The organism is Halalkalibacillus halophilus DSM 18494, assembly GCF_000423105.1.
In the GTDB taxonomy this organism is placed as follows: Bacteria; Bacillota; Bacilli; order Bacillales; family Alkalibacillaceae; genus Halalkalibacillus; species Halalkalibacillus halophilus.
In genome coordinates this window covers 26589-41837 of sequence record NZ_AUHI01000014.1, presented here as the reverse complement: position 1 = coordinate 41837, position 15249 = coordinate 26589, and the positions used below count along the sequence as shown (strand labels likewise).

General features: G+C 37.8%; 17 protein-coding genes. 16 read left to right on the top strand and 1 reads right to left on the bottom strand.

The window, feature by feature from the left end:
- Positions 1 to 89: 89 nt before the first annotated feature.
- The 9 genes from spoIIIJ to G532_RS0109310 all read left to right on the top strand — a co-directional run bounded on the left by spoIIIJ (position 90) and on the right by G532_RS0109310 (position 9367).
- On the top strand, positions 90 to 860 hold the full coding sequence (gene spoIIIJ, locus G532_RS0109350; protein WP_027964580.1) for a YidC family membrane integrase SpoIIIJ: 771 nt from the start codon (positions 90 to 92) through the stop codon (positions 858 to 860).
- Entirely contained in the window at positions 860 to 1489 is a 630-nt protein-coding gene (jag, locus tag G532_RS0109345; RefSeq protein WP_027964579.1) for an RNA-binding cell elongation regulator Jag/EloR, read from the top strand. The genes spoIIIJ and jag overlap by 1 nt, the downstream gene beginning before the upstream one ends.
- 159 nt (positions 1490 to 1648) lie before the next feature.
- Positions 1649 to 3025, top strand: a complete 1377-nt coding sequence (mnmE, locus tag G532_RS0109340; protein ID WP_027964578.1) for a tRNA uridine-5-carboxymethylaminomethyl(34) synthesis GTPase MnmE — start codon at positions 1649 to 1651, stop codon at positions 3023 to 3025.
- 19 nt (positions 3026 to 3044) lie between these two features.
- On the top strand, positions 3045 to 4931 hold the full coding sequence (gene mnmG / locus G532_RS0109335) for a tRNA uridine-5-carboxymethylaminomethyl(34) synthesis enzyme MnmG (RefSeq protein ID WP_027964577.1): 1887 nt from the start codon (positions 3045 to 3047) through the stop codon (positions 4929 to 4931).
- 12 nt (positions 4932 to 4943) lie between these two features.
- Positions 4944 to 5660, top strand: coding sequence for a 16S rRNA (guanine(527)-N(7))-methyltransferase RsmG (gene rsmG, locus G532_RS0109330; protein WP_027964576.1), 717 nt, complete (start codon positions 4944 to 4946; stop codon positions 5658 to 5660).
- Positions 5661 to 5916: 256 nt separating this feature from the next.
- Positions 5917 to 6780, top strand: a complete 864-nt coding sequence (gene noc / locus G532_RS0109325; RefSeq protein ID WP_027964575.1) for a nucleoid occlusion protein — start codon at positions 5917 to 5919, stop codon at positions 6778 to 6780.
- Positions 6781 to 6963: 183 nt separating this feature from the next.
- On the top strand, positions 6964 to 7737 hold the full coding sequence (locus G532_RS0109320) for a ParA family protein (RefSeq protein WP_027964574.1): 774 nt from the start codon (positions 6964 to 6966) through the stop codon (positions 7735 to 7737).
- Positions 7718 to 8563: a ParB/RepB/Spo0J family partition protein gene (locus G532_RS0109315; protein WP_027964573.1), complete on the top strand. Its 846-nt coding sequence runs from the start codon at positions 7718 to 7720 to the stop codon at positions 8561 to 8563. The genes G532_RS0109320 and G532_RS0109315 overlap by 20 nt, the downstream gene beginning before the upstream one ends.
- 87 nt (positions 8564 to 8650) lie before the next feature.
- Positions 8651 to 9367 carry a DUF554 domain-containing protein gene (locus tag G532_RS0109310; protein WP_027964572.1) on the top strand — a complete coding sequence of 239 codons (717 nt, stop codon included), beginning with the start codon at positions 8651 to 8653 and terminating at the stop codon, positions 9365 to 9367.
- A 12-nt stretch (positions 9368 to 9379) separates the two neighbouring features.
- Here the strand turns inward: G532_RS0109310 and yyaC are convergent, their stop codons facing one another.
- On the bottom strand, positions 9380 to 9973 hold the full coding sequence (yyaC, locus tag G532_RS0109305) for a spore protease YyaC (RefSeq protein WP_027964571.1): 594 nt from the start codon (positions 9971 to 9973) through the stop codon (positions 9380 to 9382).
- Positions 9974 to 10054: 81 nt separating this feature from the next.
- On the opposite strand from yyaC, the gene G532_RS0109300 reads away from it, so the two are divergent.
- From G532_RS0109300 to G532_RS0109270, 7 genes are all read left to right on the top strand, one after another.
- On the top strand, positions 10055 to 11077 hold the full coding sequence (locus tag G532_RS0109300; RefSeq protein WP_027964570.1) for a YkvI family membrane protein: 1023 nt from the start codon (positions 10055 to 10057) through the stop codon (positions 11075 to 11077).
- Between the two features lie 55 nt (positions 11078 to 11132).
- Positions 11133 to 11327: a DUF951 domain-containing protein gene (locus G532_RS0109295; protein ID WP_027964569.1), complete on the top strand. Its 195-nt coding sequence runs from the start codon at positions 11133 to 11135 to the stop codon at positions 11325 to 11327.
- A gap of 197 nt (positions 11328 to 11524) precedes the next feature.
- The gene (gene ychF, locus G532_RS0109290; protein ID WP_027964568.1) at positions 11525 to 12625 is read left to right on the top strand and encodes a redox-regulated ATPase YchF; all 1101 of its coding nucleotides are present in this window, start codon (positions 11525 to 11527) and stop codon (positions 12623 to 12625) included.
- 127 nt (positions 12626 to 12752) lie between these two features.
- On the top strand, positions 12753 to 13043 hold the full coding sequence (gene rpsF / locus G532_RS0109285; RefSeq protein WP_027964567.1) for a 30S ribosomal protein S6: 291 nt from the start codon (positions 12753 to 12755) through the stop codon (positions 13041 to 13043).
- 12 nt (positions 13044 to 13055) lie between these two features.
- Entirely contained in the window at positions 13056 to 13550 is a 495-nt protein-coding gene (gene ssb, locus G532_RS0109280) for a single-stranded DNA-binding protein (RefSeq protein ID WP_027964566.1), read from the top strand.
- Positions 13551 to 13578: 28 nt separating this feature from the next.
- Positions 13579 to 13803, top strand: coding sequence for a 30S ribosomal protein S18 (gene rpsR, locus G532_RS0109275; protein WP_027964565.1), 225 nt, complete (start codon positions 13579 to 13581; stop codon positions 13801 to 13803).
- A gap of 469 nt (positions 13804 to 14272) precedes the next feature.
- Positions 14273 to 15220, top strand: coding sequence for a YybS family protein (locus G532_RS0109270; protein ID WP_027964564.1), 948 nt, complete (start codon positions 14273 to 14275; stop codon positions 15218 to 15220).
- The last annotated feature ends 29 nt before the right edge of the window (positions 15221 to 15249 follow it).

Genomic DNA, 15249 nt, shown 5'->3' with positions numbered 1-15249 from the left:
TATTCACGGTTTGCAATGATAAAATACGTATGGTTACTTCCTATTATTATAGGAGTGTACGTTGAGGAGCTAGATAGGAGGAAGTTGAAGTGCGTAAAAGATTATTACTAGTCGGGATCTTAATTGCCATGGCAGCTTTATTATCAGGTTGTTTTGAAATTAATGAACCGATTGATTCAGACAGTGAGGGTATTTGGAATAGCTTCTTTGTATATCCGTTATCCTTCTTAGTTACTTATATTGCAGAGGATATATTTGATCACGGGTTTGGTGCAGCAATTATCATTGTTACTGTATTACTTAGAATTTTAATTCTCCCATTAAATATTAAACAGCTGAAATCAACGCATGCTATGCAGTTGATTCAACCAGAATTAAAAGAAGTTCGTGAAAAGTATTCTTCAAAGGATGCGCAAACACAACAAAAACTACAACAAGAGACAATGGCATTATTCCAACGTCACGGTGTAAATCCATTAGCAGGGTGTTTGCCGATTTTAGCTCAGATGCCGATTTTAATCGCATTCTATCATGCGATTATGCGTACAGAAGAAATTAGTAATTATCCTTTTCTTTGGTTCGAGCTAGGTTCACCTTCGATCATAATGGCTGTAATTACATTCGCAACGACATTTATTCAGCAAAAAATTATGATGTCAGGAACACCAGCTTCTGCTAACCCACAAATGCAAGTTATGTTATACTTGTTACCAGTTATGATTGGTGTATTCGCATTATTCTTCCCAGCAGCATTAGCATTGTACTGGGTAGTAGGTAACTTATTTATGATTGCTCAAACATTATTGATTCGTCGTCCGATGATGAGAGAATTTGAAAAAAATAATGGAGGATCAAAATAGTGAGAGAAATTACGGCTAGTGGTCAAACAGTTGAAGAAGCAAAAGAGAATGCGTTAAAACAATTGAATTTAAATGAAGAGCAAGTGATTGTTGATGTGATCGATGAAGGAAAACGCGGAATCCTTGGAATGTTTGGTTCGAAGCGCGCCTATGTGAAAGTCACCGAAAAAGAGGATGCTCTCCAAACTGGGAAGACATACCTTTTGGATGTGGCACATGAAATGGGTATTGAAAACATCGATATTGAAGTTAGTCAACAAGAGCAAGAAATGAAGTTTGATTTCGTTGGGGACAAGCTTGGTATGTTAATTGGAAAGCGTGGACAAACGATCAACGCGCTACAATATTTAACTAATTTAGTCGTTAATAAAAACCAAGAAACCTATTTCACAGTAGTGGTTGATGCGGAGAATTATAGACAGCGTCGCCAAGATACACTTGAGAATTTGGCTAATAACTTAGCCAAAAAAGCAACTCGCTTGAACCAAGAGGTTAAAATCGAACCAATGCCTTCGTTTGAACGTAAAGTTATTCATACAGCTCTTCACGACCACAGTGAAGTTTCCACCTATTCAGATGGAAGAGATCCACACAGAAGAGTCGTTATTAAACCTAATACGATGGAATAAAGAGAAAGAGCTGATCCTATTGATGGGTCAGCTTCTTTTGTATCAATGATTAAAAGCATGAAAACTACACATAATATACCAATTTATATTTCTTTCCTTTCTATAAGAGATATGTTATTGTTTTAAGTTGGGAAATTAGAGTGAAAGGGGTGAAGGAAAATGGAACAAGATACGATTGCAGCGATTTCCACTCCGGTTGGAGAAGGAGCGATTGCCATTGTTCGACTGAGTGGAGAGGAAGCTTTTACAATTGCTAATCGACTGTTTCAAACAAAGGACTTTCAGCAAGTCGATTCACATACGATTCACTACGGGAAGTTAGTCGACCCGAAGACAAATGAATTAGTGGAAGAAGTTATGGTTTCTGTCATGCGAGGACCTAAAACCTTCACCCGTGAAGATATAATCGAAATTAACTGTCACGGAGGAATGGTTTCAGTCAATCGAGTCTTGCAGTTAGCACTTCGAGAAGGGGCACGACTAGCTGAACCAGGAGAGTTTACCAAACGGGCCTTTTTAAATGGTCGTATTGATTTGTCTCAAGCAGAGGCTGTGATGGATTTGATTCGCTCGAAGACAGACCGTGCCATGAGTGTAGCTTTAAAACAGATGGATGGTAGGTTATCAAGTTTAATTCGTGACTTACGTCAGCAATTAATCGAAACAGTCGCTCACGTCGAAGTGAATATTGATTATCCAGAATACGACGATGTAGAGGAAATGACGCATACGGTATTAACAGATAAAACCACCTATGTGAAAACAGAAGTAGAAAAGCTTTTACAAACAGCTAAGCAGGGGAAAATTTTACGAGAAGGAATCGGAACGGCAATTATCGGAAAACCGAACGTTGGAAAATCTTCTTTAATGAATATTCTCGCACATGAAAATAAAGCAATTGTTACCGAGATCCCTGGTACAACAAGAGATGTGATCGAAGAATATGTTAATGTTAGAGGTGTACCACTTCGATTAATCGATACAGCAGGAATTCGTGAAACAGAAGATATCGTTGAGAAAATAGGAGTAGAACGATCCAGGCAAGCATTACAAGAGGCCGATTTAATTTTACTCGTTTTAAACGGAAATGAATCCTTCACAGAAGAAGATGCAGCTTTATTTGAAGCAGCAAAAGATATGGATTTCATTGCGATTGTAAATAAATCCGATTTAGAAATGAAGCTAGATTTAGACCAAGTGCGTCAGGCAGCCGGTGACGCGCCGGTGATTACCACTTCCTTAATCCATGAACAAGGGATTGATGAATTGGAATCAGCGATTGGAGACACGTTCTTTGATGGCTCCATCGATAGCGGTGATTTGACGTATGTATCTAATGTAAGACATATACAATTACTAGAACAGGCAGAAACAGCACTCCAAGATGCTTTAGAAGCAATGGAGAATGACATGCCACTAGATCTAGTTCAAATTGATATTACACGAACGTGGGAACTACTTGGAGAAATCATTGGGGAAGATGTAAATGACTCCCTGATTGATCAGTTATTCTCCCAGTTCTGTTTAGGAAAATAAAGAAAAGGAGGATGATCTTATGTATGATGCAGGACGGTATGATGTAATTGTCATAGGTGCAGGACACGCTGGCGTAGAAGCAGGACTTGCTGCAGCGAAACGTGGTGCGAAGACACTTATGCTCACATTGAATTTAGATTTAATTGCCTTTATGCCTTGTAATCCATCAGTAGGTGGGCCAGCTAAAGGTGTTGTTGTAAGAGAAATCGATGCTTTAGGCGGACATATGGGAAAGACGATCGACAAAACCCATATCCAAATGAAGCTATTAAATACAAGTAAAGGTCCGGCAGTACGTGCTTTACGTGCACAAGCGGATAAAGTTTTATATCAACAAGAAATGAAATATGTCATTGAAAACCAAGAAAATCTTACCCTTCGTCAAGGAATGGTAGAGAAACTGTTAATAGAAGATGACCAAATCAAGGGTGTTATGACAGAAACAAAGGCTTGTTATTATGCGGATCAAGTCATTGTGACAACTGGTACATTTATGCGTGGAAAAGTCCTAATTGGCGATATTGAATATGAGAGTGGGCCAAATAACCAACGTCCAACCATTTTATTATCAGAGCAATTAGAGGAGCTAGGATTTGAACTAGTTCGCTTTAAAACAGGTACACCAATGCGCGTAAATTCGCATACCATTGACTACTCGAAAACGGAAATCCAACCAGGTGATGAAGTGCCACGTGCCTTTTCTTATGAGACTACAGAATTTATCACAGACCAAATCCCTTGTTGGCTAACGTACACGGGAGAAGTAACTCACCAAATTATCGATGAAAATTTACAGAAGTCAGCGATGTACTCAGGTGCAGAACGAGGGGCAGGGCCGCGTTATTGCCCGTCTATTGAAGATAAAATCGTTCGTTTCAATGATAAGCCTCGTCACCAAGTATTCTTAGAACCAGAAGGTAGAAAAACGGATGAGGTCTATGTGCAAGGCCTATCAACATCCTTACCAGAATATGTGCAGAAGAAGCTTTTAGAAACAGTTCCAGGTTTAGAAAATGCGGAAATTATGCGTGCGGGCTATGCCATTGAGTATGATGCAGTTGTCCCTACTCAACTATGGCCAACACTCGAAACGAAAAAAATTGCAGGGCTTTATACAGCAGGACAAATTAACGGAACATCTGGTTATGAAGAAGCGGCAGCACAAGGGATTATGGCAGGAATTAATGCTGCAGCCCAAGCGCTTGATAAAGAACCATTGATTCTTGATCGTTCCCAAGCATATATAGGCGTATTAATTGATGACCTTGTTACGAAAGGGACGGACGAACCATACCGTTTATTAACATCAAGAGCAGAATACCGCTTACTATTACGTCATGATAATGCCGATTTACGCTTAACAGATATCGGATATGATATGGAAATGATTACAGAAGAACGTTACGCGATGTTTAACCGTAAAAAAGATCTTATCCAAGATGAAATTGCTCGGTTAGAAAAAACGCGCATTAAACCAACCAAGGAAATTCAGGAAATTATAGAAGAAATTGGTGGTTCACAGCTGAAAGATGGTATATTAGCTGCAGACTTACTACGTCGGCCAGAAGTGAAGTACGACACGATTAAACGAATCGTACCAACGGAGGACCAATTACCAGAAGATGTAGAAGAACAAGTAGAAATTCATATTAAATATGAAGGCTATATTAAGAAATCAAATCAGCAAGTCGAGAAAATGCGTAAAATGGAAAACAAATTGATTCCGGATCATATTAACTATGATGAAGTGCATGGACTTGCAACAGAAGCTCAAGATAAGCTGAAAGAAGTTCGTCCATTATCAGTTGGGCAAGCTTCACGAATTGCAGGAGTGAATCCAGCAGACGTATCGATTTTACTCGTTTATTTAGAACAAGGAATGCGTTCAAAAGTTTCCAATGAATAGAGGTAACTAGCTATGGATGAAAATAAATTTGTAACAATGCTGGAAGATGAGGGAATTACTCTTACAGAACAGCAGTTAGCTCAATTCCGATCTTACTATGACATATTAGTGGAATGGAATGAGAAGATGAATCTAACAGGTCTGACAGCAAAAGAAGATGTATATTTGAAACATTTTTATGATTCCATCACTGCAGCTTCCTACTATGATTTCACGACACCTATTTCAATCTGTGATGTTGGGGCAGGGGCTGGTTTCCCCTCGCTCCCATTAAAGATTGTATACCCACATATTAAAGTAACCATTGTCGATTCATTAAAGAAGCGAATTACCTTTTTAAATCATTTGGCAGACCAACTTGGGTTATCTGGAGTAGCATTTTACCATGATCGAGCTGAAAACTTTGGAAAAGATAGTAAATTCAGAGAAAGTTTTGATTTGGTTATTGCTAGAGCAGTAGCTAGAACTTCTGTATTAAGTGAACTGTGTTTACCACTTGTAAAAGTAGGTGGGCATTTTATGATGATGAAAGGAAGTAATTATCATGAAGAACAACAGGCAGGGGAATTAGCTTTAAAAACAATGGGTGGAGAATGGCACAGTGTAAGTGAGTTTAATCTACCAATTGAAGAAAGTGAACGCACAATTGTTTTAGTAGATAAAAAGAGAAAAACCTCTGGAAAGTATCCTAGAAAAGCAGGTTTGCCGAATAAAGAACCTATTGAGTAATCTTTGCTATACATTCTAAACTGCGAATTAGCAAGAATACAGTCGAACGATTGCTCGAAATTTTACTTTATATGTTGGCATAGTTTATGGTAATATAATAATAGATTAGACTGGATGCAATTGTTAATATGGATGTTGCATAGTCAACGAAAATGAAATGTTTCACGTGAAACATTTCATTTTTTATACATAACCAGGTCGAACCATATTTAAAGTTGAACTAGATGAAGAAAGACAGAAGGTAGGTGGCAACTGAATGAGTTCGCTTAGTAGATTGTTTGGAAAAAATGAATCGAAAAACGAAGAGAAATCAACTGTACAGGCTAATGAAATAGTAGAAGTGAAAGTAGAACAAATAAAGCCTAACCAATACCAGCCTAGAACAGTCTTTGATACAGAGAAAATCTCGGAACTAGCACAAACAATCCATACACATGGCATGATTCAGCCAATTGTCTTAAGAAAATTAGATGAAGAAGAATCGTATGAATTGATCGCTGGAGAAAGACGTTGGAGAGCAGTACAAACACTGGAATGGGAGACGATTCCTGCAATCATTAAGAATATGACAGATACAGAAACCGCATCTGTTGCTTTAATTGAGAACTTACAGCGGGAAGAATTGACTGTCATAGAAGAAGCGATTGCCTATGACCAATTGCTTCATCAACATGGGCTTACCCAAGAAGCATTGGCCCAAAGATTAGGGAAGAGCCAGTCGACCATTGCAAACAAATTAAGATTATTAAAACTTCCAAGTGTTGTGCAGCAAGCACTTCTGAATAAGCAAATTACCGAGCGTCATGCACGAGCTTTAATTAGTGTTAAAGATCCAACACAGCAAGAGGAAGTTCTTCAAATGATTATTCAGGAACATTTAAATGTAAAACAAACAGAAGAACGAATTAAGGAATTAGCCAATCCAGAACCGGAAATGGAAGAAGAAACGAAAAAAGAACGCAAACCACGTGTCCAAGGTGTAAACAAAGACGTGAGAATTGCACTTAACACCATTAGACAATCATTAAACATGGTTGCCGAAACCGGTATGGATGTAGAGACAGAAGAAGAAGACTCAGAAGACTATTATCAAATAAGAATTAAGATTCCTAAAAAATAATCACATGTGATGAATAGATCCCATCTTTTCTTAAGAAGATGGGGCTTTTTTCACTTCAATATTCGTATAATCGATAATTTTTGGTAGGAATTATTAACGGATAAAGACATATTCACTATATTTATAATCTGTTTTTAATGATAGAATAGAAAATGGAGTATTAATTTTAGGGCAGGTGACACTATGGGAAAAGTCATTGCCATCGCTAACCAAAAAGGTGGCGTAGGTAAAACAACTACCTCAGTAAATTTAAGTGCATGTTTGGCTGATATGAATAATAAAGTATTGTTAATTGATATCGACCCACAAGGGAATGCAACAAGTGGTGTAGGGATCAATAAAGGCGATATGGAAACGTGTATTTATGATATTTTAATTGAAGAAGAAGACGCAAAAAGTGTTTGTGTACCTTCCAAAGTACCAAATCTGGATGCGATCCCTGCAACCATACAATTAGCAGGGTCTGAAATTGAACTTGTACCAACCATCTCAAGGGAACTACGTTTAAGAAAAGCTTTAGAGTCTATTAGAGATGAATATGATTATATTATCATTGATTGTCCACCGTCACTGGGCTTACTGACGCTTAATGCTTTAACAGCAGCAGATAGCATTATCATTCCAGTGCAATGTGAATATTACGCGTTAGAAGGTTTAAGCCAACTTCTAAATACGGTAAGACTTGTACAAAGACGGTTGAATCAAAACTTAGAAATTGAAGGCGTTTTATTAACAATGCTTGATGCAAGAACGAATTTAGGATTGCAAGTAATCGAGGAAGTGAAAAAATATTTCCAAGATAAAGTATTTCAAGCTGTTATTCCACGAAATGTACGCTTAGGGGAAGCCCCAAGTCATGGGGAACCAATTATTCAATATGATCCGAAATCAAGAGGGGCAGAGGTTTATAGTGAATTAGCGAAGGAAGTGATGGCAAATGGCCAGAGGATTGGGTAAAGGTTTAAATTCGATCTTTCAAGATGTTGATTATCACGATGAGTCTGTTCAAAATATACCTTTAAAGGATTGTCGTGCGAATCCATACCAACCGAGAAAGGTATTTGAAGCAGATGCAATCGATGAATTAAAAGATTCTATTCTTCAATACGGTATTTTACAGCCCATCATCGTTCGTAAATCGATCAAAGGTTATGAAATAGTAGTAGGAGAGAGAAGGTACCGTGCTTCCAAAGAAGCGGGACTAGATACTATTCCAGCTGTCGTCCGTGAGCTTACTGATGATCAAATGATGGAGCTTGCACTTCTAGAGAACTTACAACGTGAAGACCTCAACCCAATGGAAGAGGCAGAGGCTTATGAACGTTTAATTAACGAGTTAAAGATTAAACAAGATGAACTAGCCAAGCGACTTGGAAAGAGTAGACCACATATTGCTAATATGGTGCGTTTACTTACGTTACCAGAAAAAGTTCGTGCAATGGTAAATAACCGAGAACTATCTATGGGGCATGCTAGAGCATTATTATCAGTAAAAGATGAAGAAGAGATGCTTTTAATTGCTGAGCGAATTAGAAAAGAACACCTGAATGTAAGGCAAGTGGAACAGTTAATCACTAGATTAAATGAAAAACCAAAGAAGAAAAAGAAAACTACTAGTAAAGACGTCTTTATCACTTCCAGGGAGACGGAGCTTCAAGAGGTATTAGGAACAGGGGTCTCGATTCAACCTGGAAAACGAAAAGGTAAAATCGAAATCGACTACTTTAATGAAGATGATCTAGATCGAATCGTTGAGATTTTAACAAAAACAAATCAAGCTTAACCCGTCTATTCTTGTATAAGAATAGACTTTTTCTATACATAGATTGAGGATGTTTCACGTGAAACATTAGATTGAAGGTGAGTGTTCATGGAGTTATTAGGTCCGATTGTAAACGGTATTGGTATCATTTTAGGGACGTTAATCGGGTTGTTGTTTACAAGAATTTCAGAGCGAATAAAAGAAACGATTATGAGTGGAATTGGGCTTACGATTATTTTAATAGGCCTATCCATGGGATTCGCATCCGATCGAATTATTGTTATTCTATTGAGTCTTCTTTTAGGTGCTTTAATAGGGGAAGGTATTGATCTAGATGAAAAGCTTAATCGAATCGGCTATTTCATTGAGTCAAAATTCAAGAAAGCAGACACAGAATCAACGATTGCAGAAGGTTTCGTTACAGCTTCTTTAATTTTTGTGATAGGAGCGTTAGCTGTTGTTGGTGCTTTAGATAGTGGTTTGCGTGGAGATCATGAAGTGTTATTTACGAAAGCTTTAATAGATGGATTTGTGGCACTTGTTTTAACGACCACACTTGGAATTGGAGTGATCTTTTCGGCTATACCAGTAGTCTTGTATGAAGGCGCAATTGCCTTATTCGCAACCCAAATAGACCGATTTGTACCGGAATATTTGTTAGAAATGTTCATTAAGGATATGACAGCTACTGGTGGATTGTTGATTGTAGCGATTGGATTGAACTTATTAAAGATTACATCCATTCGTGTCGCTAATTTGTTGCCAAGTCTATTAGTAGTTGGCTTGGTGCTATATGCATACATTCAAGTTACATCTTGGTTTTGATTCATTATCAAATTACTTAATATCTCTAATCGGAGCAGGGGGCTTTTCCTCTGCTTTTGTTTTTAAAGAAAGGTCTACATATAAGAGCGATCTAGACACACAGTCGGACATTTCCATTACCTCATACAGACGCGTACACTGAAGTACTTGTAAGGGCATGAGACCTAATGCATTTACATAACCTTTCAAATAAAGGTCTCCAATTGGGTCGATTTCCTTTTTTAAAGCCGTACCAGGGGATAAGGAGCCTTCGCCAACATCAATCGTTTGAAGCTTACTAACACTACCTAAAGCAGCATCAATAGCAATAACATAAGGGTTGTCATAAGACGCATAAATATGATCAGTAGTCTCCTGCAAATTAAGCGCATGGACTGGGTGTTCAAGTGTGCCATATACTTTTAGTTTTGCAGGCTTACGTTTTTGGATGTTAGTCCCAATTAAAGGGCCAAAACTATCCCCAGTGGAACGATCGCTACCTATACATACAACGACAATTGGGCGATCCTTAGGGAGTAAGTCAAATACATAATTAGCCATTTTAAAGCGGATAAAATCTTCTTTTATATGAAAGTTATCTTGTTTACCTGTTGGCAGAATAGACATAGTAATTCCTCCTTTAACATATATTTATAAGTATATGAAACTAACAAATATTCTATACGTTATGTATGTTGGAGGTTGGCAATGGCAAATGGATTAAAGTGGACAGGTCTCATTATTGCAACGATGGTAGGAGCGGGATATGCTTCAGGAAGAGAGTTATGGGAATTCTTTGGTTTTGAGAGTCAACTGGCTATTTTGCTTTTTGCTATATTATTTACGATAAGTTGTTTTGTTATATTAAAATTAAGTTATGAAATGCAATCGAATAACTATATACCAGTACTATATAAATTAATTGGTAAACGTGCTGGTAGGCTATACGACTATTTTATATTTTTATATCTATTTACTACCCTTTTTGTAATGATCTCTGGTAGTGGAGCGACTTTTAAGATGTTTCATTTACCATTTATTGCAGGAGTAGCTTTAATGATTGCTGGCTTATATTTTGTGATGAATTATGGGATCAATGGAATTTTAGGTGTAAATAAGTATGCACTGCCGTTTTTAATTGGAATGTTACTCGTCGTTTTAGGCTATTTTGTATATGTTCAACAGATTATGCCGTTCGGACAAGTCATGCAGCAGAAAAATTGGAGTGCTGCGATCCCTTTTACTTCCTTAAATGTACTTCCACTTGTCGCAGTATTAGGCGCGATTGGAAATCAAATTAAAAGTGACAAAGAGATATGGGTTGCTAGTATAACAAGTGGAATCACTTTAGGTGGAATCTCGTTTTTATATAATGAAAGCTTAGTTCATGTCGCAGAGCAGTTGTACTTTTATGATATTCCCTTGTTCGCGATATTGCATGGCTTTCCGATGATTGTATTTGTTGTGATGGTGATTTTATTGTTGTTTGCGATTTATACGACAGCTATTACCTGTTTGTTTGGTTTGATGTCTCGTCTTGATCAATGGTGGAAATGGGACAACCGCATGCTAGGTGGCTTAATTATTGTTCTAGCTGTTCCTTTTGCTTTCCTTGGCTTTGCGGAACTTATTAGTTTCTTATACCCTTTATTTGGGGTAATTAATCTTTATGTCTTATTAATGATTTTAATTTATCCTATAATTACCCGCGCAGAAGCCTTTAAAATTTGATAAAATAGAAGATAGACTAAGAAGCTATAAGATATTAAAAGGAGATAGGGGTATCATGATGGATCGGAGTTTTGATTTACATGATGTAGTAGAAATGAAAAAGCCTCACCCATGTGGTGCGAATGAATGGAAAATTATTCGAATGGGCATGGATATTCGCATTAAGTGTCAAGGGTGTCAGCACAGTGTATTAATTCCTAGAAAGAAATTTGAGAAGCGAGTAAAAAAAGTTTTAAAAAAAGCGGATTAATTTTCATGTTTCACGTGAAACAAAATGGAACAGTTTTATAAGTAATGATATTAATCGATAATAATTTGAAAAACAAAGGCGATAACCCTTTGTTTTTTCGTTTTTGTCTAAGCTTGTTTTTTAACTGGTATATAACTATAATTGGTATGACTAATCTTGGATAGGATTGGACCGGAAGTGAAGGAGATGAAAGTTACATGTCATTAACAGCAGGGATCGTTGGCTTGCCAAATGTTGGTAAATCAACTTTATTTAATGCAATAACACAAGCAGGAGCTTTATCTGCGAATTACCCGTTCGCTACAATTGACCCAAATGTAGGGATCGTGGAGGTTCCAGATCAGCGTCTAAATGATTTAACTGAATTAGTAAAGCCTAAGAAAACTATTCCAACTGCATTTGAATTTACAGACATTGCAGGGATTGTAGAAGGGGCGAGTAAAGGAGAGGGGTTAGGAAACCAATTCCTATCTCATATTCGCCAGGTAGATGCAATATGTCATGTGGTACGTTGTTTTGACGATGAAAACGTTACCCATGTTTCTGGGAAAGTTGACCCAATCAGTGATATCGAGACGATTAACTTAGAATTAATCCTAGCTGATTTAGAAACAGTGACGAAGCGTATACCTAGAGTGGAGAAATTAACGAAGCAAAAAGATAAAGATGCGCTTCAGGAATATGATGTATTGAAGAAATTGCAAGAGGCACTAGAAAATGAACAGCCAGCGCGTGCTATTGAATTTACTAAGGAACAAATGAAGCATGTGAAGCAACTTCATTTGTTAACAAGTAAACCAATCCTTTATGTAGCAAACGTAGGGGAAGATGAACTGCTGGATGTAGATTCTAATGAAAACGTTAAAAAGGTTCAAGAATTTGCAGCGAACGAAAATGCAGGTGTCATTGTAGTTTGTGCGAAAGTAGAATCTGAAATCGCAGAATTAGAAGGCGAAGAGAAAGCAGAATTTTTAAGTGAACTCGGCATTGAGGAAGCAGGATTAGATCAGTTAATAAAAGCGTCTTACGATATGCTAGGATTAGCTACTTACTTTACAGCAGGTGAACAAGAAGTACGTGCTTGGACGTTTAAACAGGGGATGACTGCCCCACAAACTGCAGGGATTATTCATACTGACTTCGAGCGTGGATTTATCCGTGCTGAAACGGTATCTTACGATGACTTGATGGCTGCAGGATCCGAAGCTGCCGCAAAGGAAAAAGGTAAGGTGCGTTTAGAAGGAAAAGAATATTTGGTGAAAGACGGCGATGTGATCCATTTCCGTTTTAATGTGTAGTAAAAAATCTATTGTGTAAAGCATAAGACTTTGGTATAATCTTATGATGTGAGTAATTGAAAGTTTCAATTTACTCCTTGCCTTATTGCCGAATAAGGCCGCATAGTCCAAGAGGAGGTGAAGACGGATGAATAATTACGAAATCATGTACATCATCCGCCCAGACGTTGAGGAGGAAGCTCGTAAAAGTGTAATTGAGCGTTTCCATACAATCTTAACGGATAACGGAGCGGAGATTGAAAATGTAGACGAAAAAGGTTCTCGTCGTTTAGCGTATGAAATCAACGATTACCGTGAAGGTTATTACGTTGTTGTTAATTTCGCTAGTGATGTAGAAGCAATTGAAGAATTTAAGCGTCAAGCGAAATTTGCTGATGAGTTTCTTCGTCACATGGTAATTCGCGAAGACGATCAATAAGGAGTGTTTGATGTGCTAAACCGAGTTGTTTTAGTAGGCAGATTAACCAAAGACCCTGATTTAAGATATACGCCTAATGGAGTCGCGGTTGCGAATTTCACTATTGCAGTGAATCGCCCGTTCTCTAATCAGCAAGGGGAGAGAGAAGCGGATTTCATTAACTGTGTAATCTGGCGCCGCCCTGCTGAAAATCTCGCTAATTATATGAAAAAAGGTAGTATGATTGGTGTAGATGGACGTATCCAAACACGCAATTTCGAAGGACAAGACGGAAAGCGTGTATTCATGACGGAAGTTGTTGCAGACAATGTACAATTTTTAGAAACGAAAGGCTCGAATCAAGGGGGCCAAAGTTCTTCTGCAGGCTACACATCAAACCAAAACCCTGGAGCAAACCAAGGGCAGTCAAACCAAGGACCATCGCAACAGTCTTCTAAGGCTAGCGATAATCCATTCGAAAATAGTGGAGAACAAGTAGATCTATCTGATGATGATCTGCCGTTCTAAACACCTGAAGTAAAAAGGAGGATTTTAAATGGCACGTCGTGGACGTAAGCGTAAAAAGGTTTGTTTTTTCAAAGCCAATAACATTACGCATATTGACTATAAAGATGTTGATTTATTAAGACGTTTCGTTTCCGAGCGTGGTAAAATTTTACCTCGTCGTGTAACAGGAACTTCTGCTAAATATCAGCGTAAGCTAACTATCGCAATTAAGCGCGCTAGACAAATGGCTTTATTACCATACTCTAGTGAATAATAAATAAAAGTGCTGTAAGTGATCTTCGAGGTCACTTGCAGCACTTTTTTTGTTTGGGGAGGCTGAATGATGAAATAGGAGTAAGTTGGAAGAGGACTTTGCGAGAATTTATGCGCGAAACAGATTGGATTATGCTCGAAAGTAAGAGCATATCGACGAAAAATTTTCAATAACGACGAAAGTTCAAGCGTTATGTACAAAACTAGAAACTTTATGCTCGAAAGTATGTGCTTAACGGCGAGAGTTTAAAGTTATCGACGAAAGTCCTTCAGCTTAAAACTACTAGCTTGATCTAGGTGAAATTCTACTGCCCGTCCGGAACGATTCACCACATATGATCACTGTTATTTTCACTCTCAATAAGGTATGATGAAGTATAGATAAATTAGATACTTTTACAATTTTCCCATCTACTTGGTAGAATGTGAAAGAGTGAAAGTTTGTGTTTGAAATGAGAGGTAATGCATACATGAATCAATCAAGAAAAATTACAGAAGGTGCTGCGTTAAGTGCGATTTACCTCGTTTTAATGTTAATGACTTTCTACCTACCTGTTATCAATATTGTCACCATCTTTTTACTTCCTGTCCCGTTCATTATTTATACGTCTAGGCATTCTTTACAGCCGGCTTTAGTGATGTTTGGAACGGCATTGATTCTTTCGTTGATCTTTTTATCGATTTTTTCCGTTCCGCTAACACTGCTGATGGGAATTGGTGGTATTGCGATTGGTATGGCAATTTATAAAAATAGACACGCTTATGAAGCTTGGGCTCAAGGTACATTAGGTTTTGCGGTAGGTTTAGCAATCCTTTATGCTACTACCCAGTTTATATTTGATATAAATTGGACAGAAGAATTTCGAGTTGTCATGGAAGATTCACTTGCTTCTACTGTACAGATGTTTGAAGAGTTAGGTGTGGGTACTTCAGAAGAAGAGTTAGAGGGGATTCAAGCGACGCTAGAGGAGTTAATTTATTTACTACCTACGATTGTCGTGATGATTGGCCTTGTTTTCGCATTTTTATCCCAATGGGCAAGTTACAAGATCTTGAACCGTTGGAAGAGTGAAAATTACTTCTTCCCACCATTCAGAGAGTTCCGTTTGCCAACGAGTATCATATGGTATTTCTTAGTGGGGATTATTCTTACATGGATTTATACAGACCCTGGAGAGACGATGTATCTCATTGCTAATAATTTATATACCTTACCTGGTTTATTGTTGGTGATTCAAGGTTTATCATTTGTTTTTTACTTTACACATTATAAGAAATGGTCTAAAGCACTTCCGATCGTCACGGTAATTTGTTTTGCTTTGTTTCCATTTTTACTGCTGTATCCATTACGAATACTTGGAATTATAGACCTTGGATTTCAGCTAAGAGACCGTTTAAACGGAACGCATCGAAAATAACTAGTGGAAGCTCGACCCGTTGGGAGATG